20 protein-coding genes are annotated in these 20,088 nt (G+C 59.4%); 12 read left to right on the top strand and 8 right to left on the bottom strand.

Annotated elements, in window-relative coordinates; translation table 11 throughout:
- Positions 1–31: 31 nt before the first annotated feature.
- Together ACVWZ1_RS09850 and ACVWZ1_RS09855 are read right to left on the bottom strand one after the other, a co-directional pair.
- Positions 32–526, bottom strand: coding sequence for a MarR family winged helix-turn-helix transcriptional regulator (locus tag ACVWZ1_RS09850; protein WP_414355800.1), 495 nt, complete (start codon positions 524–526; stop codon positions 32–34).
- A gap of 298 nt (positions 527–824) precedes the next feature.
- A complete protein-coding gene (locus tag ACVWZ1_RS09855) occupies positions 825–2,072 on the bottom strand; it encodes a molybdopterin molybdotransferase MoeA (RefSeq protein ID WP_457503277.1) in 1,248 nt (415 codons plus the stop codon).
- A gap of 346 nt (positions 2,073–2,418) precedes the next feature.
- Here ACVWZ1_RS09855 and ACVWZ1_RS09860 point away from each other — a divergent pair, with 346 nt between their 5' ends.
- Genes ACVWZ1_RS09860 through ACVWZ1_RS09890 form a run of 7 tightly spaced genes read left to right on the top strand, consistent with a single transcriptional unit; the run spans position 2,419 to position 6,391 of the window.
- Complete coding sequence (locus ACVWZ1_RS09860) at positions 2,419–2,781, top strand: cation:proton antiporter subunit C (RefSeq protein ID WP_414357739.1); 363 nt, start codon at positions 2,419–2,421, stop codon at positions 2,779–2,781.
- The gene (locus tag ACVWZ1_RS09865; protein ID WP_414357738.1) at positions 2,774–4,246 is read left to right on the top strand and encodes a cation:proton antiporter; all 1,473 of its coding nucleotides are present in this window, start codon (positions 2,774–2,776) and stop codon (positions 4,244–4,246) included. Before ACVWZ1_RS09860 ends, ACVWZ1_RS09865 begins: the two co-directional genes overlap by 8 nt.
- Positions 4,230–4,634, top strand: coding sequence for a cation:proton antiporter (locus ACVWZ1_RS09870; protein ID WP_414357737.1), 405 nt, complete (start codon positions 4,230–4,232; stop codon positions 4,632–4,634). Before ACVWZ1_RS09865 ends, ACVWZ1_RS09870 begins: the two co-directional genes overlap by 17 nt.
- Entirely contained in the window at positions 4,631–4,882 is a 252-nt protein-coding gene (locus ACVWZ1_RS09875; RefSeq protein ID WP_011431878.1) for a hypothetical protein, read from the top strand. Before ACVWZ1_RS09870 ends, ACVWZ1_RS09875 begins: the two co-directional genes overlap by 4 nt.
- Positions 4,883–4,901: 19 nt before the next feature.
- Positions 4,902–5,183 (top strand): monovalent cation/H(+) antiporter subunit G, encoded by a 282-nt coding sequence (locus tag ACVWZ1_RS09880; protein ID WP_011431879.1) that lies wholly within the window; start codon positions 4,902–4,904, stop codon positions 5,181–5,183.
- Between the two features lie 9 nt (positions 5,184–5,192).
- Positions 5,193–5,714, top strand: a complete 522-nt coding sequence (locus tag ACVWZ1_RS09885; RefSeq protein WP_414357736.1) for a DUF4040 domain-containing protein — start codon at positions 5,193–5,195, stop codon at positions 5,712–5,714.
- On the top strand, positions 5,711–6,391 hold the full coding sequence (locus tag ACVWZ1_RS09890; RefSeq protein WP_457393234.1) for a Na(+)/H(+) antiporter subunit B: 681 nt from the start codon (positions 5,711–5,713) through the stop codon (positions 6,389–6,391). Before ACVWZ1_RS09885 ends, ACVWZ1_RS09890 begins: the two co-directional genes overlap by 4 nt.
- 227 nt (positions 6,392–6,618) lie before the next feature.
- On the opposite strand, the gene ACVWZ1_RS09895 is transcribed toward ACVWZ1_RS09890, so the two are convergent.
- Positions 6,619–7,122: a PIN domain-containing protein gene (locus ACVWZ1_RS09895; RefSeq protein WP_457503281.1), complete on the bottom strand. Its 504-nt coding sequence runs from the start codon at positions 7,120–7,122 to the stop codon at positions 6,619–6,621.
- Positions 7,094–7,327, bottom strand: coding sequence for a FitA-like ribbon-helix-helix domain-containing protein (locus ACVWZ1_RS09900; protein WP_071818136.1), 234 nt, complete (start codon positions 7,325–7,327; stop codon positions 7,094–7,096). The genes ACVWZ1_RS09895 and ACVWZ1_RS09900 overlap by 29 nt, the downstream gene beginning before the upstream one ends.
- A gap of 278 nt (positions 7,328–7,605) precedes the next feature.
- Here ACVWZ1_RS09900 and carB point away from each other — a divergent pair, with 278 nt between their 5' ends.
- Complete coding sequence (carB, locus tag ACVWZ1_RS09905; RefSeq protein WP_457503278.1) at positions 7,606–10,821, top strand: carbamoyl-phosphate synthase large subunit; 3,216 nt, start codon at positions 7,606–7,608, stop codon at positions 10,819–10,821.
- A gap of 341 nt (positions 10,822–11,162) precedes the next feature.
- Positions 11,163–12,218 carry a photosystem II q(b) protein gene (psbA, locus tag ACVWZ1_RS09910; RefSeq protein ID WP_457503279.1) on the top strand — a complete coding sequence of 352 codons (1,056 nt, stop codon included), beginning with the start codon at positions 11,163–11,165 and terminating at the stop codon, positions 12,216–12,218.
- A 6-nt stretch (positions 12,219–12,224) separates the two neighbouring features.
- Here psbA and ACVWZ1_RS09915 read toward each other — a convergent pair whose 3' ends face one another.
- The 3 genes from ACVWZ1_RS09915 to ACVWZ1_RS09925 all read right to left on the bottom strand — a co-directional run bounded on the left by ACVWZ1_RS09915 (position 12,225) and on the right by ACVWZ1_RS09925 (position 16,160).
- Positions 12,225–14,075: an aspartate kinase gene (locus tag ACVWZ1_RS09915; protein ID WP_457503280.1), complete on the bottom strand. Its 1,851-nt coding sequence runs from the start codon at positions 14,073–14,075 to the stop codon at positions 12,225–12,227.
- 44 nt (positions 14,076–14,119) lie between these two features.
- Positions 14,120–15,655, bottom strand: a complete 1,536-nt coding sequence (locus tag ACVWZ1_RS09920) for a site-2 protease family protein (protein ID WP_457466898.1) — start codon at positions 15,653–15,655, stop codon at positions 14,120–14,122.
- Positions 15,656–15,905: 250 nt separating this feature from the next.
- On the bottom strand, positions 15,906–16,160 hold the full coding sequence (locus ACVWZ1_RS09925) for a DUF751 family protein (RefSeq protein WP_457466899.1): 255 nt from the start codon (positions 16,158–16,160) through the stop codon (positions 15,906–15,908).
- Positions 16,161–16,487: 327 nt separating this feature from the next.
- Here ACVWZ1_RS09925 and ACVWZ1_RS09930 point away from each other — a divergent pair, with 327 nt between their 5' ends.
- Both ACVWZ1_RS09930 and ACVWZ1_RS09935 read left to right on the top strand, forming a co-directional pair.
- Positions 16,488–17,090 (top strand): ATP synthase subunit B family protein, encoded by a 603-nt coding sequence (locus ACVWZ1_RS09930; protein ID WP_414375148.1) that lies wholly within the window; start codon positions 16,488–16,490, stop codon positions 17,088–17,090.
- Between the two features lie 166 nt (positions 17,091–17,256).
- Complete coding sequence (locus ACVWZ1_RS09935; RefSeq protein ID WP_414356563.1) at positions 17,257–17,904, top strand: flavin prenyltransferase UbiX; 648 nt, start codon at positions 17,257–17,259, stop codon at positions 17,902–17,904.
- Positions 17,905–18,029: 125 nt separating this feature from the next.
- Here ACVWZ1_RS09935 and ACVWZ1_RS09940 read toward each other — a convergent pair whose 3' ends face one another.
- Entirely contained in the window at positions 18,030–19,148 is a 1,119-nt protein-coding gene (locus ACVWZ1_RS09940; protein ID WP_457466900.1) for an alpha/beta fold hydrolase, read from the bottom strand.
- Positions 19,149–19,249: 101 nt separating this feature from the next.
- On the opposite strand from ACVWZ1_RS09940, the gene ACVWZ1_RS09945 reads away from it, so the two are divergent.
- On the top strand, positions 19,250–19,903 hold the full coding sequence (locus ACVWZ1_RS09945) for a cobalt-precorrin-8X methylmutase (RefSeq protein WP_457466901.1): 654 nt from the start codon (positions 19,250–19,252) through the stop codon (positions 19,901–19,903).
- The last annotated feature ends 185 nt before the right edge of the window (positions 19,904–20,088 follow it).

The following is a 20,088-nucleotide window of genomic DNA, read 5'->3' on the forward strand; positions in this document are numbered from 1 at the left end:
CAGCCGGATCGGAGAGGGGAATCTGAAAGCGCTAGAAAATAGCCTGCAGTTTTTTAAGGCAAGCCTGGATCTGCGCCATTTCCGAGGGATCCAGCTTTTGGAAACGCTCTTTCAAGTAGGCGATGTGGGCCGGGAAAATTTCCTCAAACAGTTTTTCCCCCGCCTCTGTCAGCACGACCTTAAAGCAGCGTCGGTTTTCCGGGGGCACTTCCCGGCGCACCAGCCCTTTTTGTTCCAGGCGATCCACAATGCCGGTCAGTGTCCCTTTGGTCACCAGCGTTTTTTGGGCCAGGACATTCATGGTCATCCCAGGGGTATTGCCGAGGGTCACCAACACATCAAATTGGGGGGCGGTCAGCCCCATTTGCCGAATATGAACCCCGGCATAATTTTCAAAGGCTTGGTAGGCCCGCGCCAGGTCTCGCAACAGCCCCAAAAAAGGCTCACGGGCCGCCGCCGGAACGGAGTCCTCAGGGTTGAGAACCTCGTCGCTTTGAAGAGGAGGAGAGTTAGCGGGAGTGGGCATGGTTGAAGATCGCTGTTCGCGTTGGTGGAACAGAGTCCTGAGGGAACTCAACCTCAAAGGACAGTCTCGGCTCTATGATAGCCCACCGTAGTACAGTTCTAACGCAAATTATGGTCATTTCGATCCAAGCCAGGATACTGCACCTATGCCTAAAACCCTAAAACATTGAATGCACTGGGCCAGAAGGCTTTTCAAGGACTCCGTCCCGCTGGCGCGACCAGTAACTCGGGTATCTCATCCTAAACTGAAACGACTATGACGGTTATTCCGGCAGCAGCGAAAGAAGGGCTAGGGATCTTCAGGGCAGTTGCAGCACCTGAACGGGCGAACCAGCAGGGATCTGGGTTGTCCCTACTGGCAGCACAGCCAAGGCATTGCAGCTGGCCAGACTGATGAGATTGCCGGAATTGAGGTTGGCGGCGGGCTGAAATTGGATCCCTTCGGGCTTGACCTGCAGCCGTCCCCAGAGGTAGTGTTCCCGCTGACCGTCGGCATGCAGATCCACCGGGCTGAAGGCGGAGAGGATCTGCCAGTAGGGGGGCAGGGATCCGCCCATTTTTCGCAGAGCCGGGTGCAAAAAGCGCCAGAAGGTCACCAGGGCAGAGGCAGGGTTGCCCGGCAGGCCAAAGTAGAGCTTGGGGGGGCCGTGGGGATTGGGAAAACGAGCCACCGTCAGGGGTTTGCCCGGCTTGATGGCCACACTGCGGATGAAAATCTCGCCTCCCAACTCCTCCAGCACCTTTTCCACCAGGTCAAAATCCCCCACCGATACCCCTCCAGAAGAGATCACCCCATCGGCAGAGGCCAGGGCCTGCTGGACGACCTGCCGCAACACCTGGGGCCGATCCGGCACGATGCCTAACTGGATCGGGATCCCACCCGCTGCCTTGACCAGAGCCGCTAAGCCGTACTGGTTGGAATCCACAACCTGCCCCGGCTCCGGCACCTGCTGGATGGGCACCAACTCATCCCCTGTCGAGAACAGGGCCACCCGAGGCTGACGAAACACCGGCACCATCGCCTGTCGGATGGCAGCCAAAACGGCCAGCTCCGCTCCACCCAAAGCCTGCCCTGTCAACAGAACGGGATCCCCCTGCCGGGCAAAGTCTCCTTGGGGCCGGACAAATTGGCCCCGTTGCGGACGCTGCAAGAGGCGGACGGTTCCCGGCGAAGGTTGCTGCGTGTCTTCCTGCATCACCACGGTGTCCGCACCGCCGGGCAAGATAGAGCCGGTGTAGAGACGCACCGCTTGTCCGGGCTGGAGATCTCGGGTGGGTGCCTTCCCGGCGGGGAGAGTCTCGATCACCTGTAGCTCACAAGGGATCCCCGCTTGCACATCTTCATGGCGCACGGCATAGCCATCCATGCTGGAGGTGGGCCGGGCCGGAAAATCTTGGGGGCTATACAAAGTTTGGCTGAGAACGCGGCCTTGGGCGGATCCCAGCTCCACCCACTCTGTGCCCAGCGGCTGAACCGCCTGCAAAATCAGGGCTTCTGCTTCGGCCACCGGCAGCATCACGGCTTTTACAACCCCCTTCTCCAACACCTTATCTTCAGCATCCAGAAGTCGGTTCCGCCAAGGCTATTAAAAACAACTTAAACTGCGAACAGCGGCCATCAATTCCGACCTTGGCATGAGAAGTGTATGACCAGGATCCCACCAAGCCCCAGAGCTGGCAAGAAGTCGCAGCAAGTTGCCCATTCGGAGTCTGCAACTCTTTCTACTTCGGGATCCCGGCCTTGTTGGGGAGATGGGGATCCCGGCAGCGTTGCAACCGGCCATAGGCTATCTGGCTGCTGTGACTGCGGAAGCTGGATACTGGTCGCGTAGCGGGCGTAGCCTTAGAACGACTGAGCGACCAGATAGCTCGAGCGCAGCAAGCGAGGTGTCCATGTTAAGTGCCGCCGTCATCCTCACGATCTTCCTTGGCTTCTGGGGAGTCGTGGTCAAGCGCAACCTCATTATGAAGATCCTATCTATGGATGTCATGAGCACCGGGGTCATCGCCTTCTTCGTGATCTGGGCAGCCCGGAGCGGTGTGTTCACCCCCATCTACAAACCCTGGCGCGAGCTGGACTATGCCGACCCGGTGCCTCAGGGGATCATCCTCACGGCCATCGTCATTGGCCTATCGGTACAAGCCTTGATGTTGGTGGGGGTGATGAAGCTGTCCCGCAATCATCCCACCCTCGAAGTCGAGAGCATCGAACAGGCAGTCGCGTCAGGGGCGCAGAGCACTTCTACCGATGACTGAGCTGACGCTGGTGTGGGTGGCATTGCCCTTTCTGCTGGCCTTCACAACCTACTTGATGCCGGCCCTGACCCGTCCCAGCTTGGTGGGGATGGCCGCGCTGACGGTGGCCTATGCGGTGCAGCAGGGGGGCTTGCCCGGCACAACCGCTGCGCCCTTGGAGCTGCAGCTTTTGGATCACTTCGGGGTGACGCTGCGGATCGATGCCAATGGAGCAGCGATGCTCTTGGCCCACGGCCTGGTCACGCTAGGAGTGGCCCTGTATTTGGATAGACGCTTTGCGGGCAGCCGCTTTCTGGCCATGCAGTTGCTGATCGTCCACGGTAGCGCCAATGCTGTCGTCATCAGTGCCGACCTGATCAGCGTCTACGTTTCCCTGGAGGTGCTCAGCATCGGCGTGTTTTTGCTGCTGACCTATGGGCGGCGGGCTGAGGGCCAACCCACAGTGGAAGAAAATGCTCCGCACCGCGATCGCCAGCTCTGGGTGGGGCTGCGCTACCTTTTCATGAGCAATGTGGCCATGCTCTTCTACCTGATGGGCGCAATCCTGGTCTATGTGCGCACGGGATCCCTGGCGATGAGCAGTTTGGCTATGGCCGACCCCACGGCCTTGGCGCTGATTGCTGTGGGTCTTTTGGCCAAGGGGGCGATCTTCGTTGCCGGCCTGTGGCTGCCCCTCACCTACGTTACCGCGGATCCCGTTGTTGCGGCGGTGCTCAGCGGTTTTACGACCAAAGCAGGAGCCATGGCTTTGGTGCGCTGCAGCGAGGCTTCGCCGGTCTTGGCCCAGGGGTTGCCCTACTTGAGCGCTGGTTCAGCCGTTTTCGGGATCCTACTGGCCCTGATGGCGAGCACGCCCCAGCACCTTCTCGCCTGGAGCTCGGTATCGCAGATGGGATTTGTGATTGCTGCCCCTCAGTGGGCAGGTTTGTACGGTCTTGCCCATGGGTTGGCAAAGCCCTTGCTGTTTGTTGGAACAAGCGTGACCCATCCCTGGCGTTGGCCGATGCTGCTCTTGGGGACGGCTTCCCTGGCAGGGGTACCCGGCAGTTTGGGGTATGCGGCCAAGGCCCTCAGCTTGTCTGCTCTGGATCCCTGGCACGAGTGGCTGCTGGTGGGGGTTACCGTCGGCACCACGTGTTTAGGCGTGCGAGTGCTGCGGGCACCTGTTTCTCCAATGAAGGGGGCAACCACCTCTGCAACTCCTTGGCAAGATAAAGTGGCACTGGTGCTCTGGGGTGGGGGCTTGCTCTGGGGCTGGCTGCCGGCGGCCTTTGGCGCTGACAATCTTCTCAAAGCCCTGCTGAGCCTAGGCGTTGGGATCCCGCTGGGCTGGTTTTGGGAGCGGATCCCTTTGAAGAAAGGGTCGGTGAACGAGGGGCTGGAGGCCGTGGTGGGTGGCCTGAGCGTGGTGTTGGTGCTGGTTTGGGTTCTGTTTGGTGAGGTCAGTCATGGAGCGCTACCCTAAGCTGGGTCTATTGGAAATCGGCCTGCGGCTCTTGATTTGGTTTTTGCTGACGGGCAATCTGAGCTGGGACAATGTGGCCATTGGGGTAGCGGCAACACTGCTGCTGCCGCGCCAGGCTTCTGCACCGGTGCAATGGCGGGATTGGGGGCGGGTGCTCCAGGAAATTCTTCTCGCCATCCCAAGAGCCTACTGGGAAGCCTTCGAGATGATCCTCAAACCCCACACTGTTGAGGAAGTTGTATACAAACAAACCCTGCCCAACCGTTCAGCAGGGCTGGTGTTTCTGGATATCTTTTTAATTACCTTCACGCCCAAAACCATCGTGCTCAATTGCAATGCCCAAGGCACTTATGAAGTCCATGTGCTCAAGCCGCGGGAGGACGTGTGAACCTACTGCTGTTTCTCCTGACCCTAACGCTGTGCTTGCCCCTGTATGCCGCTTGGCTGAAGGAAGATATTTGGCAGACGATGCTCGCCTTTGCCAGCTTGGCCACAAAGACGGCCATCCTGATTTTGGTGGTGTCGGTGGTGCGGGATGATTGGATGATCGGGATTGTGGGGGTTTTGATTTTGTCGGTGGGCAATGCGGCCTTAATGCTCTTGGCTCATGTACTGAAACGGCTGGAAATGCTTTAGAAAGGCCCTGGGGGTAGGTATGGAAGTCTGGGTGGAAGGTCTGAGCTATCTGTTGTTTGGGATTGGTGTGCTGTTTTGGTTGTGGGGAACGGCGCCGCTCCTTGGGGATCGCTCGATTTTATTTAAGCTGCACGGCCTTTCGGTGTCGGACACCCTGGGCTCGATGAGCATCATGCTGGGGCTGCTGTTGCGGATCCCACGGGAATGGCCCCTGTTGGTGTTGGCACTGATCTCCCTGGCTATTTGGAACACCATTCTGGGCTATGTGCTGGCGTTTTGCTCGCAGCGCAAGTCCCTATAGGAGGGCAGGATGGAAGAGACCCTGTTGCTGGTGATGGCGTTACTCCTGCCCCTGACGGCAAGCTTGGTGGTGACTCAGACCAATCCCTACCACGCCTTGGTAATGCGAGGGATCCTGGGGACGATTGCCGCCCTGATCTATGCGCTGTTTGGGGCGGCGGATGTGGCCCTGACCGAGGCGCTGGTGGGCACTATGCTTTCCATTACCCTCTACGCCATTGCGGTGCGCTCTTCGCTGAGCATGCGCCTGGGCGTTCTCGAAGGCAGCCCTGTGCTGGAGGCCAGTACCTCAGCAGCACGGCAGTTGTTACAGCAGATGCGCCAAGGGCTACAGCGGTATCACATGCGCTTGGAGTTGGCCGCCTATGGGAGTTCGGAGGCGTTGGTGGCTGCTCTTCGCAGCCGAGAGGTACACACCATTGCCCTTGAGCCCGGTGGAGAAGCAGCAGAGTATCGCCTGGTTACACGCGTACCCCGCCTGCAGGCCATTTTGGCGCAGCAAGCTCTGGCCGCTGAGGTGATGGCGACATGAAGTGGGTGTACGGGATAGCGGTGCTGCTGGCAGCCCTACAGCTCATTGTGGGCGAGGCGGGATCCGTTTCCCCCAATCGCGCAGCGGGCGTAGCTTTAGTCGAGGCAGTGGAGATTCTGGCCAGCGAAAGCGGTGTGCCCAACACGGTGACGGGTCTCATTCTGCGCAACCGCCTCTACGATACGGTCTTTGAAGTGGTGGTGTTTTCCACGGCAATTTTGGGCGCCCAATATCTGCTGGCGGATGAGCAGCCGACGGCCAATGTAGCTCAATTTACCGATATTCCCTCGATTGTGTTGGCGCGAGTGGGGGCCACCATTTCGGCTTTGATCGCGGTGGAGCTTGCCATTCGAGGGCACCTGACGCCGGGCGGGGGCTTTGCTGCCGGGGTGGCGGGGGGGACAGCCATTGGCTTGGTGGCGATCACCGCCTCTTCCGCCTGGATGGAGGCCATCTACAAACGGTGGCGGGCTGCGATGTGGGAGAAGCTGTCGGTGGTGGCGTTTATCGGGGTGGCTGTGATGGCTCTGGCCGGCTGGGAATTGCCTAGAGGGGAGTTGGGGGATCTGTTTAGCGGCGGCTGGATCCCGATTCTTAACATTTTGGTAGCCATCAAGGTGGCGCTGGGATCCTGGGCGGCAGTTTTGATCTTTATTCGCTACCGCGGCTTGTTATGAGGGTCTAAATGGGTTAACAAAGGAGGGGCGCGGGGAGCTATAAGTCCCGCGCTGTATGCAAAGCATCAGCGTCGGGATACATGGACTCCCCGCACTTGTCGATTCTCTCGATGGGATAAGACAAGTATTTACCATCAGCCATGGCCTGTGCAACAATGCAGTATAGTACCCAGGGACTCTGGGGAACGGAAACCGCCTGCCAAGTCGGTCTGTCGGGGGTCTATGACCTAGATAAGTGGCGTGGGGCAGGAATGCCTAACCGCGAGGTTAGGAAGCCCGCACTGTACCCGTAGGGTCAGCGTCGGGAGGATGTCACTGAGAGGTACCCCTGTCCCGGCAAAATCACGGACATTGCGAGTAACCAGGGTAAGTCCGTAAACCAAGGCTGTAGCAGCCAGTTGTTTGTCAATCGCATTTTGAGAGTGAGGTATGCACAGGCTTCCCCATACCTGGGCTTCGGTAATTGTGAAATCAAGAATGTGATCGGCATAGTCATCGACAACCGTTTGCAGCCACCTCTCCAGAAGGTTGGCTTGCAGATGATCGCCGCGATGGCGCATGAGTTCAACGCCTCGGCGGAGTTCGCCCAGCGTGATCACGCTGATGTAGATGCGGGCCTCTTGCTCAATGGCAGTTTGAAGAAATTCTTGAACCCCGGAGTTGGCTTGACTGTGTTTGCGCAGCTCACTGATGACGTTAGTGTCAAGCAAATACGTCATGGGCAGTGTTATCTTGCACCCGCTCAAAGTCTGAATCGTTGCCAACGTTAGGTATCGATCTGAGCACTTCGGCAAAGGACTGTTTCGCAGGCTGGAGTAAGACTTGCTCTAGGATTTTGCGGTGTTCGGCCTCTGCACTAACGCCGTGACGACTAGCCCTTTGTTTGAGAGCTTTGACAATGGCTTCGTCAACATTGCGAACAATTAACGTGGCCATAGAGCGTTTCCTCGATCGGCAGATCCCTGGGCGGCTTTGCTGCGACGATAGCATTGATATCATCTAAAGTTCAAGTTTTCCCGTCTATTGATACTGATGAAGAAGCTGCCCTTTTGCGGGTTGCCCCAGAGAACTCCTGCCTGCCAGGGATCCAAGCTCTGCCTGCTGTGCATAGCCTTTGAAAGCGCAACACTCAAAAAAGAGGGATCCCGATGAGCAACTTGACCTGCAGGTGACCTCTACAATAGAAGGCTGACCCTGCCACCTCTGGGATCCCTATGCCGCGCCGCACCGATATCCACAAAATCTTGCTCATTGGAGCGGGGCCGATCGTCATTGGCCAAGCCTGTGAGTTCGACTACTCGGGCACCCAAGCCTGCAAAGCCCTGCGGGAAGAAGGCTATGAGGTCGTCTTGGTCAACTCTAACCCCGCCACCATCATGACGGATCCCAGTATGGCGGAGCGCACCTACATCGAGCCGGTGACGGCGGACTTTGTGGCCAAAATTATCGAGCGGGAACGCCCTGATGCTTTGCTGCCCACCATGGGCGGCCAGACGGCCCTCAACGTGGCGGTGCAACTGGCCCAGCAAGGGATCCTGGAGCAGTACGGGGTGGAGTTGATTGGGGCCAAGCGGGAGGCCATTGAAAAAGCCGAAGACCGGGATCTCTTCAAGCAAGCCATGCAGCGGATTGGCTTGGCCGTGCCCCGCTCTGGCCTGGCCCACACCCTGGAAGAAGCCAAGCAGATTGCCCAGGAGATCGGCTATCCCCTCATCATCCGCCCGGCCTATACCCTGGGGGGCACCGGTGGTGGGGTGGCTTACAACCAGGAGGAGTTTGAAGAGATCTGCGCTGCCGGCTTGGAGGCCAGCCCCGTTTCCCAAATCTTGGTGGAAGAATCGGTCATCGGCTGGAAGGAGTTTGAGCTGGAGGTGATGCGGGATCTGGCGGATAACGTGGTGATCATCTGCTCCATAGAAAACATCGACCCAATGGGGGTGCACACTGGCGACTCCATCACCGTGGCCCCAGCCCAAACCCTCACCGACAAAGAATACCAGCGGCTGCGGGACTACGCCATCGCCATCATGCGGGAAATTGGGGTGGAAACGGGGGGATCCAACGTGCAATTTGCCGTCAACCCTGCCAACGGTGAGGTGCGGGTGATCGAGATGAACCCGCGGGTCTCCCGCTCTTCTGCTTTGGCCAGCAAGGCCACCGGCTTTCCCATCGCCAAAATTGCCGCCAAACTGGCAGTGGGCTACACGCTGCCGGAGATCCCCAACGACATCACCCGCAAAACCCCGGCCAGCTTCGAGCCCACCATCGACTATGTGGTCACCAAGATCCCCCGCTTTGCCTTTGAAAAGTTTCCCGGCGCAGAGCCGGTTCTCACCACCCAGATGAAATCGGTGGGGGAGGCGATGGCCATTGGCCGCACTTTTCAAGAATCCATCCAGAAGGCATTGCGTTCCCTGGAAATCGACCGTCCCGGCTTTGGCAGCGATAGGCCGGAGGTTTTCCCCAAGCCAGAGGAAGTGCGGGCCAACCTGCGCACCCCCAACCCCTTCCGCTTGCTCACCATCCGCACCGCTCTGCTCATGGGCTTTTCTGCCCAGGAAATTGCCCAGCTCACCCACATCGATCCCTGGTTTATCGACAAGCTGCAGGAGTTGGTGGAGGTGGAGCAGGCCCTCAAGGGGCGGGAGCTGGGATCCCTGAGTGCTGAGGATCTGCGGCATCTCAAGCAAATGGGCTTCAGCGACCGACAAATTGCCCACCTCACTGGATCCACGGAACATCAGGTGCGGGCCTGCCGCAAAAGCCTGGGGGTGATCCCCACCTACAAAACTGTAGATACCTGCGCCGCCGAATTTGAGGCTGCTACCCCCTACCAGTACTCTACCTACGAGAGCGAGTCGGAGATTTTCCCGGCCCGCAAAGAGAAGGTGATGATCTTGGGAGGTGGCCCCAACCGCATCGGCCAGGGGATCGAATTCGACTACTGCTGTTGTCATGCTGCCTTTGCCCTCAGCCGCCTGGGTTACGAAGCGATCATGGTCAACTCCAACCCGGAAACCGTTTCCACCGACTACGACACCGCCGATCGCCTCTATTTCGAGCCTCTCACCCATGAAGAGGTGATGAACTTGGTGGATGCGGAACAGCCGGTCGGCCTGATCGTGCAATTTGGCGGCCAAACCCCGCTCAAGCTGGCGCAGGGGCTGGCGGCAGCCCAGGCTCCCATCTGGGGAACTTCCCCCGACTCCATCGACATTGCTGAGGATCGGGGGCGCTTCGAGCGCATCTTGCGGGAGTTGGATATTCGCCAACCGGCCAACGGCATTGCCCGCAGCGTGGAAGAAAGCTTGGAAATTGCCCGCCGCATCGGCTATCCGGTGGTGGTGCGGCCCAGCTACGTCTTGGGGGGACGGGCTATGGAGATCGTCTATTCCGACCAAGACTTGCAGCGCTACATGCAACTGGCGGTGGCGGTGGATCCGGATCGTCCGGTGCTGGTGGATCAGTTTCTGGAAGAGGCGGTGGAGGTGGATGTGGATGCCATTGCCGACCGCACCGGCGCCGTAACCATCGGCGGCATTCTGGAGCACATCGAGCAGGCCGGGATCCACTCGGGCGATTCGGCCTGTGTATTGCCCAGCCGCACCCTCAGCCCCGAGGTGCTGCAGGTGATTCGCCAATGGACGGTGAAGTTGGCCCAAGCCCTGAAGGTGGTGGGGCTGATCAACGTGCAATACGCTGTCCAAAAAGGCCAGGTCTATATCCTGGAGGCCAACCCGCGCGCCTCTCGCACCGTCCCCTTTGTTAGCAAGGCCATCGGCCATCCGCTGGCAGACTACGCCGCTCAAGTGATGAGCGGCAAAACCCTAGCCGAGCTGGGCTTTACCCAGGAGGTGATCCCCTCTCACATTGCCGTCAAGGAAGCGGTTTTGCCCTTCCACAAGTTTCCCGGCACCGACACGCTGCTGGGGCCGGAGATGCGCTCCACCGGCGAGGTGATGGGCATTGACACGGACTTTGGCCGCGCTTACGCCAAAGCGCAACTGGCGGCGGGGCAGAATCTGCCTCTTCAGGGGACGGTGTTCATCAGCGTCAGCGACCGGGATAAACAGGCGGTCATCCCGGTAGCCCGCGAGTTTGTGGAGCTGGGCTTTCGCCTATTGGCCACCGAAGGAACCCAAAAGGTTTTGGCCGAGCACGGGATCCCGGTGGATAAAGTCCTCAAGCTGCACGAGGGGCGGCCCCACGTCATCGACGCCATCAAAAACCATCAGATTCAGCTCATTATCAACACTCCTTCCGGTGTCGAGGCGCAGCAAGATGGCCAAAAGATCCGCCGCACTGCCCTGGCTTACAAGATCCCTCTGGTGACCACCTTGGCAGGGGCCAAAGCCACCGCGGCTGCCATCCGTGCTTTGCAGTCGGGATCCCTGCAGGTGAAGTGCTTGCAGGATTTTTTCTCTGTCTAGGATTCTGGAGGAAAAAAAGCAGGTCCCGGACGGCACCTCTTTCCTAAACCTATCCTTAAGAAACGTCTGCTCAAGCTTGGCTGCCATCAACTGCCAGTGACCGACCTTCGCCGGGAAGCTCTCAAAGACCTCCAAATTGCAACATATCGGTGCTGATTTGTATCGACAAATCCATTTTTTTCACAGTCCCGTTGCGAAAGTTAGGGATCCCTGTCGGCGTCCCTAAAACTGTCTAGCCTGAAAGAAGGAGACGCTTTTGGCGGTCGGCGCGGGAAGAGTTTTGCCCCGTTCAAGGAAGCCGACAAAGCAAAGAATGGTTTTGTCTCTTTAGGAGTTGGCCTATGAGTACGGTAATTCGCCGCTCCTCGGCTGTACGGCAGCTCTGGAGTTGGAATGGCTTTTGTCAATGGATAACCAGCACCGAAAACCGGCTGTACATCGGCTGGTTTGGCGTGTTGATGATCCCGACGCTGTTGGCGGCTGCCTTTTGTTTTGTAATCGCTTTTGTTGCTGCTCCGCCGGTGGATGTGGATGGGATCCGCGAGCCGGTGATCGGCTCTTTGATAGGGGGGAACAATCTCATCTCGGCGGCGGTGGTGCCCACCTCAGCGGCCATTGGCCTGCACTTTTATCCCATTTGGGAAGCCGCTTCTTTGGATGAATGGCTCTACAACGGCGGCCCCTACCAACTGATCGTGCTCCATTTTTTGATTGGGGTGTGGTGCTATCTGGGCCGGCAATGGGAGCTGAGCTATCGCTTGGGCATGCGTCCCTGGATTGCGGTGGCGTTTTCCGCTCCGGCGGCGGCGGCTACGGCGGTGCTCTTGGTCTACCCCATCGGCCAGGGCAGTTTCTCGGAGGGCTTGCCCCTGGGGATCGCCGGCACCTTCTACTTCATGCTGGCTTTCCAGGCGGAGCACAACATCCTCATGCACCCTGCTAGCTGGCTGGGGGTGGCCGGCGTCTTTGGCGGCGCTCTGCTGGCCTCCCTGCACGGCTCCCTGGTGATCTCCAGCCTAATCCGCGAGACCTCGGAAGAAGAGTCACAAAATGCCGGCTACCGCTTCGGGCAGGAGGAAGTCACCTACAACTTCCTGGCCGGGCACTACGCGTTCTTGGGGCGGCTGGGGTTCCCCAGCCTGGGCCTGAGAAACAGCCGTTCCGTCCACTTCTGGATGGCGGCCCTGCCCACAGTGGGGATTTGGGCGGCGGCAATAGGTATCGGCATAATGGCCTTTAACTTGAACGGCTTGAACTTCAACCAGTCCATCCTGGACAGCCAGGGCCGGTTCATTCCCACCTACGCCGATCTCCTCAACCGCGCCAATCTGGGGATCCAGGTGATGCACGCCCCCAACGCCCACCATTTCCCCCTGCTGCTGGCGGCCAGACCCTGAGGCAGGCTAGGGGCAGTCCAGCCGGAAAGCGCGGTGAATAGCTTGCAAGGCCGGGATCCCTCGATCCCGGCGCACTACACAGCTCACCTTGATCTCCGAGGTGGCGATCATCTCGATGTTGATTCCCGCCTCGGCCAGAGCTGCAAACAGACGGGCAGCGACGCCGGGATAGGTTTCCATCTCAGCGCCGACAATGCTGACCTTGGCAATGTCGTGATCTGCGTCAACGCCTGCCGCCTGGAGTTCTTCGGCCACCTGCCGACAGACCGCCTCAGCAGCCATCGCTTGATCCTGAGGCACGGTGAAGGCAATGTCGGTGCTGGGGATCCCGTTGTGGTAGCCCCGCTGGCTCTGGATGATGGTGTCCACGATGATCCCGGCAGCCGCCAAGCGCCCAAACAAATGGGCGGCAGTTCCCGGACGATCCGGCACTTTGCGAAGGCCCAGCCGCGATTGCTTCAAATCCAAGGCAACACCGCGTACCGGGTGGCTGTCTTGAGGGGCAGCCGGCATCTTTGCCCGATGCAAGTGGGGGATCACCTGGAACGATTCTCCCAGAGCCAAGGCGGCATCCCCGGCCCGCTCCGCAGCCACCACACAGCTCACCTTGATCTCGGACATGGAGATCATCTGCAAATTGATCCCGGCCTCGGCCAGCACCTGGAACATTTGCGCCGCGATCCCAGGTCGGCCCATCATCCCCACCCCGGCAATGCTGACTTTGGCCACCGCCTCATCCACAATCACCGCTGCACACTGCAGCTCTTGGCCAATTCGCCGGGCAACGGCTGCAGCCTCGGTCACCTGCGACCGACTGACCGTAAAGGCAATGTCATTGGTGGGCTGGGGCACGGATCCCTGCGGCAAGGAGTCCGTCCCGCTGGCGTGAGCGGCTGTGAACTGGAGCGACTGCAAAATCAAATCCACATTCACCCCTGCCGCCGCGATCCCCTGAAAGAGCTGGGCGGCAATGCCAGGGCGATCCGGCACCCCCACCAACACCAACTTGGCCTGATCCCGATCCAGCTCCACCGTATCCACCGCCAGGCCCAGCTCGATACTGCTGTCGGCAGCACGAGGACGGGGGGGAGGAGAAAGAATGAGAGTGCCCTCGCATCCCGCCTGCAACGGCTCCAAGCTGGAGCGCACCCGCAGCTTCACACCGTAGTTGCGGGCAATTTCCACCGAGCGGGGATGCAGCACCTGGGCCCCCAAGCTGGCCAGCTCCAACATTTCATCACTGGTGATCTCCGGCAACAGCCTGGCCTCAGGCACCTTACGCGGATCCGTGGTGAAGATCCCCGGCACATCGGTGTAGATCTCACACAGCTCTGCTCCCAAAGCCACTGCCAAGGCCACCGCCGTGGTGTCGGATCCCCCCCGACCCAGGGTGGTGATCTCCAGCTCCGCCAGGCTGGTGATGCCCTGAAACCCGGCCACCACCACCACCTCTTCCCGCTCCAGGTGCTGCCACAGGCGGTCGGTGTGGATGTGCAAAATGCGGGCCCGGCTGTGATCCCGAGTGGTGACAATGCCCACCTGGGCTGCCGTCATGGAAAGGGCAGGACACCCCAGGCGTTGCAGCGCCAAAGCCACCAGGGCAATGCTCACCTGCTCACCGGTGGAAAGGAGCATATCCCATTCCCGCAACTGAGCCGGCGTGGTCGGGGATCCCTGCAATATCTGTTCCCCCAGATCCACAAGGCGATCGGTTTCATCCCCCATCGCCGAGACCACCACCACCACCCGATGTCCCCGCTCCACCGTGTGGGCCACCCGTTGGGCCACGGCTTGGATACGCTCGACAGAGCCGACAGAGGTACCGCCGTACTTTTGAACGATTAAGCTGCGTTCCATGAGAGAAGAACGAGGTCAGGGGCGGTTTGGATCCTACCCCGGATCTAGGCCAAGCCCAGCCCATTTTGCAAAAACGGCGGCACCGGCAGCAGGATCAGCACCAGCAGCGTGAGCATCCCCAGCCCCAGCAGATCCCGGGCCTCGTCCAGTTCCGTCACATCGTTGAGGGCCGGCTCGTCGGCACTGGAAATCACAAACAGCAGCAGCGCCCAGAGCAACAGCCAAGGCTGCACCGTCAAAGCCAGCAGCAGCACCAACCAGCGGGCTACCCGGCCCACATTCGCTCCCATCTGCTGTCCATACACCGCGTGGACAATGTGCCCCCCATCCAGTTGGCCCACCGGCATCAGGTTAAACGCGATCACCACCAGCCCCAGCCAGCCGGCAAAGGCCAGCGGGTGCAGATCGATCACCTGCCCCGGCTGCAACTGATCCCCCAGCACCATGCGGGCCAGAATTGCCAGCAGCACCGATAGGCGCGGGTCAAGGCGATGAAAACTAATCGGGGTCGGCTGCCCCTCCGGCACCGCGGGAGGATCTACAGGCGCCGAAAACACCAGCCCCAGCAACAACATGCCCAAAGCAACAAGGCTCCCTGCCAGCGGCCCGGCGACGGCGATATCAAACAACACCTTGCGGTTGGGCACCGGCTCTTTCAACTGGATAAACGCCCCAAAGGTTCCCAGAACAAAAGGCACCGGAATGAAATAGGGCAGCGAGGTTTTGATGTGGTGGCGGCGGGCCACCCAGTAGCGAGTCCACTCATGGGATCCCAAAATGGCAAGGATCCCTAGAGCATAAGGCAACCCTTGCATCAGAGAGGGCAAATGCAGTAGCCGGTCAGGGCTGACCCCAGCCGCTTGGGCCCCAGCACTGAGGGTGGTCCAGAAGGTGAACAGCAATAACCCCAGAGCCAGCAGCGGGAACTCTCGACTGTCCGCCGGGGAGCGCCGCGCCGCCGGGTTGGGCACCAGGGCAAAAAAGGGCTTGCCGGCAAACCCCTCCTGCAGCACCACCAAAAAGCGTTTGCCGAAGGTGGTTTCCACATTCTGCTGCACCCGCTCATAGGCTTCACTGGGATCCGCCCGCAAGTTGCCCCGGCAGATGATCGCCTGGGGACGGTACTCCACGTTTTGCAAATAAAAGACGCTCCAGGGGAAGCAGTGGCTCAGCTTTTCCCGCGGCACTTCGGAGATGGGGGTGTGGGCAAGAGCCACCGAGACCGGATCTGCGGCGCTGTCTTCTTCCTCTTCCTCCGGCTCAGGTTCTGCAGCCGGCGAGGGATCCGCTTCTGGGGATGCGTTTTCCACTTCGGGCCGAGGGTCTACGGTTGGGGGTCGAATGCCCCCTCGTCTCACCAAGGTCATGCTGGTAAAGTAAGAGGTGAGAAACAGCAGCAGCATCAGCAAGGGGGGCACCTCGTACTGGAACACCTGACGCCCCAGCACCCAAACCAAAGGGGGCAGCATCATCACCAGCCACAGGATCCGCCACGGCACCTTTGAGAGGCGGGCCACACTTTTTTGCAGCAGCAGGTAGGTTGCAGAACCCACCAGCGCCAACAGGATCCAATCTGCCATGAGTTGCAAAAATAAACGAGGGAACAGAGGAGAACACCTCTACCAAGCTAGCGGCAAATCCAATCCCCTCGCTACGACTTGCAGCCGGGATCCCTCAAGAGCCCAATTGTTGCGTGGCCTGCTCAGAGGTGTCCACCGTATCTGCTGGATCCCCAATTTCCGGGCGAGCTTTTCGCTTTTCTTGCGGGCGGCGGGGCGAAAAAAGGAATCTCCTTGAGGCGTGCCTCTGCTTCCGGCGTCCACTGTACGGCTAACCCAGCAGCCATTCTGGCAAAAAGGTATTCCCTGTCATGGCTCGCAGGGTGAAATAAACAAACAGCAGCAACAGCAGGGATCCCAGCGTCACCATGGCCGCCGCTGTTGGACTTTTGCGATACAGGCTAACAAAAGGCTGGAGGCCGGCCCAGATCCCCCCCAGCAAAACGGTAATAAAGTAGGTGGGGTAACGGGAGACATTCTCCACAAATTGGTCTTCCAGTCTGCGGGGGGGCTGCGGTTGTGGCATGAGCAGCTCGGGCTCTAACTCCTTTCTCCTCAGTGTGCCACAGGTTGCTGTCAACCACCCGGAGCTTGGCCATCTTCAGGGAATTGGCAGCAACTCAAAAAACGAACTTCCGTTGGCGCTCTTTTTGCAGCCGGGCAACTTCAGCTCCAATGGATAAAACAACGGCTGTGGCACCAACTGACCGGCGCCGGCCTCTGCCGCTTGGCTCATAGCCTCTGCAAGGGGGAAAATCTGCCATATTTGAGTATCAGAAAGAACATCTCCTTGACCAAAGAGGGGTTGGAGCGAAGGGGAGACTGCGCAGATTCAGGAAACCGAGAACCTGATATGGTAGGCGTTATCTTGCCTGCTTTGCCCGTTTGCTTGGCGCGGCCACTTTCTTCTGGACTGATGCGAGAATTGCCCTCTGATGCTTCCAATCGTGCCGGCGTACCGTTTGGGGATCAGACCCTGGCGCTGATGCGCGTCCAGGAGGCCCTAGATCAACTGGAGGCAGCCATTCTCAGCAGCCCTCGTCTGTTCTGGTCTCGCACCCTCATTGAAGAAGAAAAGATTCTGGAGCAGTTAGACTTTATCCGCCTGAACCTGCCGACAGCCCTGGAGGAAGCGGAAGAATTGCTGCGCCAGCGGGATCGGATCTTGGCGGAGGCCAATCGCTACGCCCAAGAAATTGTGGCCACGGCCCAGCGCAGGGCCGAGCAGCTCCTCAACGAATCGACCATTCTGCGACAGGCCCAAGCTCAAGCGGAGCAGTTGTTGCAACAAACCTATCAACAGAGTGAGGAAGTGCGGCGACAGACGCTTCAGGAATCGGAGCGCCTGCAGCGGGAGGCCCACCGTTACGTGGATCAGGTTTTGCAAGACCTGGAGTTGCGGTTGTTGGAATCCTTGCGGGTGATCCGCAACGGGCGACAAAATCTGCAAACCTAACAGCAAAGAGCCAGACTGCGACTTGAGCGCTGCCTTCAACCTGTGCCAGGAGCATTTTTATCCCGCGTTGTGCAAGTCTTTGGGAGCAGTGGGTTAGGGATCCCCTGAGCAGGCGAGGGACAGCTCCCCTCGCTAGACTTGAGCAGAAGACGTTCCCCGGCGGCCCTTGACATCCTCTCTGCCTATCATCCTTGGCGTATCTGGCGCTTCAGGGATGCTCTATGCTGTGCGTGCTCTGCATGTTCTGCTCAGCCTGGACTACTGTGTCGAAGTGGTGGTCTCCAAAGCGGCCTATCAGGTGTGGCAGGGAGAACACGGGGTGCTGCTGCCGACAGACCCCCGCAAGCAGGCCCACTTTTGGCGACAACAAGCCGAGAGCAGCGGTGGATCCCTGGTTTGTCATCGCTGGCAGGATGTGGGGGCAACCATTGCCAGTGGCTCCTATCGCACGCAGGGGATGTTGGTGATCCCATGCAGCATGGGTACAGTTGCCAAGTTGGCTGCCGGCTTGAGTTCGGATCTGCTGGAGCGGGCTGCCGATGTGCAGCTCAAGGAGGGACGACGCTTGGTGGTGGTGCCGCGGGAAACCCCCTTTAGCCTGATCCACCTGCGCAACTTGACCACTCTGGCAGAAGCGGGGGCGCGCATTGTTCCGGCCATTCCAGCTTGGTACCACCAGCCGCGTACCATCCTAGATTTGGTGGATTTTGTGGTGGTGAAGGCGTTGGATCAGTTCGGTATTGATGGCGATCTCATTCGCCGCTGGCAGGGGATGCGCCAGCATCAGATCCTCAAGCTGCCCCCTGATCTCTGAGCGGGATCCCTTTTCCCGGCAGCAGGCTGGGATTTGGCTTGGGGGTGTTCCAAGCTGGGGGGGCCCTGTGCCGATAGCCCTCACTTGTGGCACCTTGCCGGGAATAGCTCAGATCACTTGCTGAGCTAGCCGACTCGGGGATCCCGCCGAAGGTGGGTGGGCAAGTCAGGGCAGGTCTCCAGACTGGCCGCCCATTCCCCGATGAGGGTGTTGACCCAGTGGGGCAACTCGTCGTGGGCACAGTGGCCTACTCCCGGCAGCTTCACCAAGGCGAGGGCAGGTTGCCAGCGCTTAAATTGGTCTGCCAAAAAACTGGGCACTGCCGGATCTTCTCGGCCCCAAAGTAGCAAGATAGGCATTTTTAGGGTGGGCAGCAGGCGTTTGGGGCTGTCGAAGCGGCGGCAGAGAATGGCCCTCAGACCGTCCAAAAACACGTGGGCTGCCCCTGGCTCAAAGGCCGGCCTCTGGAAGATCTGCACCAGCTCGTCATCCACCTGCTCATCCCGCTTGTAGACATTCTTGATCCAAGCTCGTAGCACCTCGGTTTGTCGCAGCCAGTTGAAGAGGTGGGGATAAGTGAGGGGGCACCCCAGCAACGACAGAATCCCTTCGCATAGGGCTCGCACCAGAGCATCCCAGGGAGAGGGCAATTCTTCCGGATGGGGCCCATCGGCGCAGCTAATCAAGCACAGGCCCTTCACCATCTGGGGATAGCGGGCGGCGGCAATTACCCCCACCAAGCCCCCGATGGAATGGCCTACCAGGATGCTGGGCTGCTGAATGTGAGTTTGCCAAAACTCGTACACCTGCTCCACCCACAGATCAACGCTGTAGGCGATCTCCGGCTTGGCACTCTTGCCAAATCCCAGCAGGTCGAGGGCATAGACGGAGCGCTGGGATCCCAGAGGGAGAATGTTGTGGCGCCAATGACCCACTGACGCTCCAAATCCATGGATTAAAAGGGCCGGAGCTGCCGTCAAGTTGACGACACCGGCAAGGGTTTGGGCGCGACTAGGGGTGTAGGTGAAATGGATGGGCCAGCCCCGCCAATGCCAGGTTTGGGAGTAGCCGTAGCGAGGCAAAGCCGACAAGGGATCCCTGTCGCTGCCCGTTGGGGAAGGGGAGGGCGCATCAACAGAGGAGAAACCGGGATTGCCGACGGAATTGGCGCTGACCCGAGCAGAAGGGGAAGGATGGGAGTTGAGTCTGTGCAAGGGAGGAGTGGGTGACAACAATAGGCTCATCTCCAATTTAGGCTAGACCAATCTTAGTGGTTTCCTCGGCTCATCATTTAATAGGACGTACTTTGCCACCGGTTCTTCTATATCTTCCAGGACATGCCAGCATGACTGTGTCCATAACCCCAGACCCAATGGATGAAGCCTTCGGGATAGACCCGATTACCGCTGCCAGCTTTCGCCAGATCGATCAGGAGATCGGCCCCCACCCCTGGCAAGGGATCCCTTATGAGGTGGTGCGCCGTGCCATTCATGCCACTGCCGACTTTGAGCTGCGGGATCGCTTTTTCTTCGGCCCCAACGCCGTTGAACACGCCCTGGCAGCCCTACGGCAAAAGCAGCCTGTCATTGTCGATGTCAGGATGGTGGCAGCTGGGATCCAGTCAGGTCTGAAAGCCCAAGGGATCCCGCTCCATTGCGCTTTGGACTGGGTGGAGGAGCCTCGTTGGCCCGGCCAAACCCGTGCCGCTAATGGGATGGTGAACTTAGCACGCCGCCATCCGGAAGCCCTGTTTGTCATCGGCAATGCCCCCACTGCACTGCTGGCTTTGGTGGAGGAGATTCGGGCGCAGCGGGTCAAGCCGGCCTTGGTGATCGGAGTGCCGGTGGGATTTGTGGCGGTGGAAGAGGCCAAGCAGGCGTTGGCGCAAACGGATGTTCCCCAGATTCGCGTGGAGGGCCGCAAAGGCGGATCCCCAGTTGCTGCTGCCATTGTCAATGCCCTTCTCTTGGCAGCTCAACGGGATCCCATCCCCAACTGACTAGAATTGAAGGGATATCTTCAGCTAGAAATCGCAGGAGCCCCGCACTGTACCCGTAGGGTCAGTGTCGGGAGGAATGCGGAAGTTATGTATGATAGAACCATGACCCAAGTCCTGACCGTCTCCTGCAAGCTCAAGGTGTCCCAGTCGCAAGCCGCAAAGTTGGATGCGACAATGGATGCCTT

This window comes from Thermostichus sp. MS-CIW-25 (assembly GCF_054060015.1).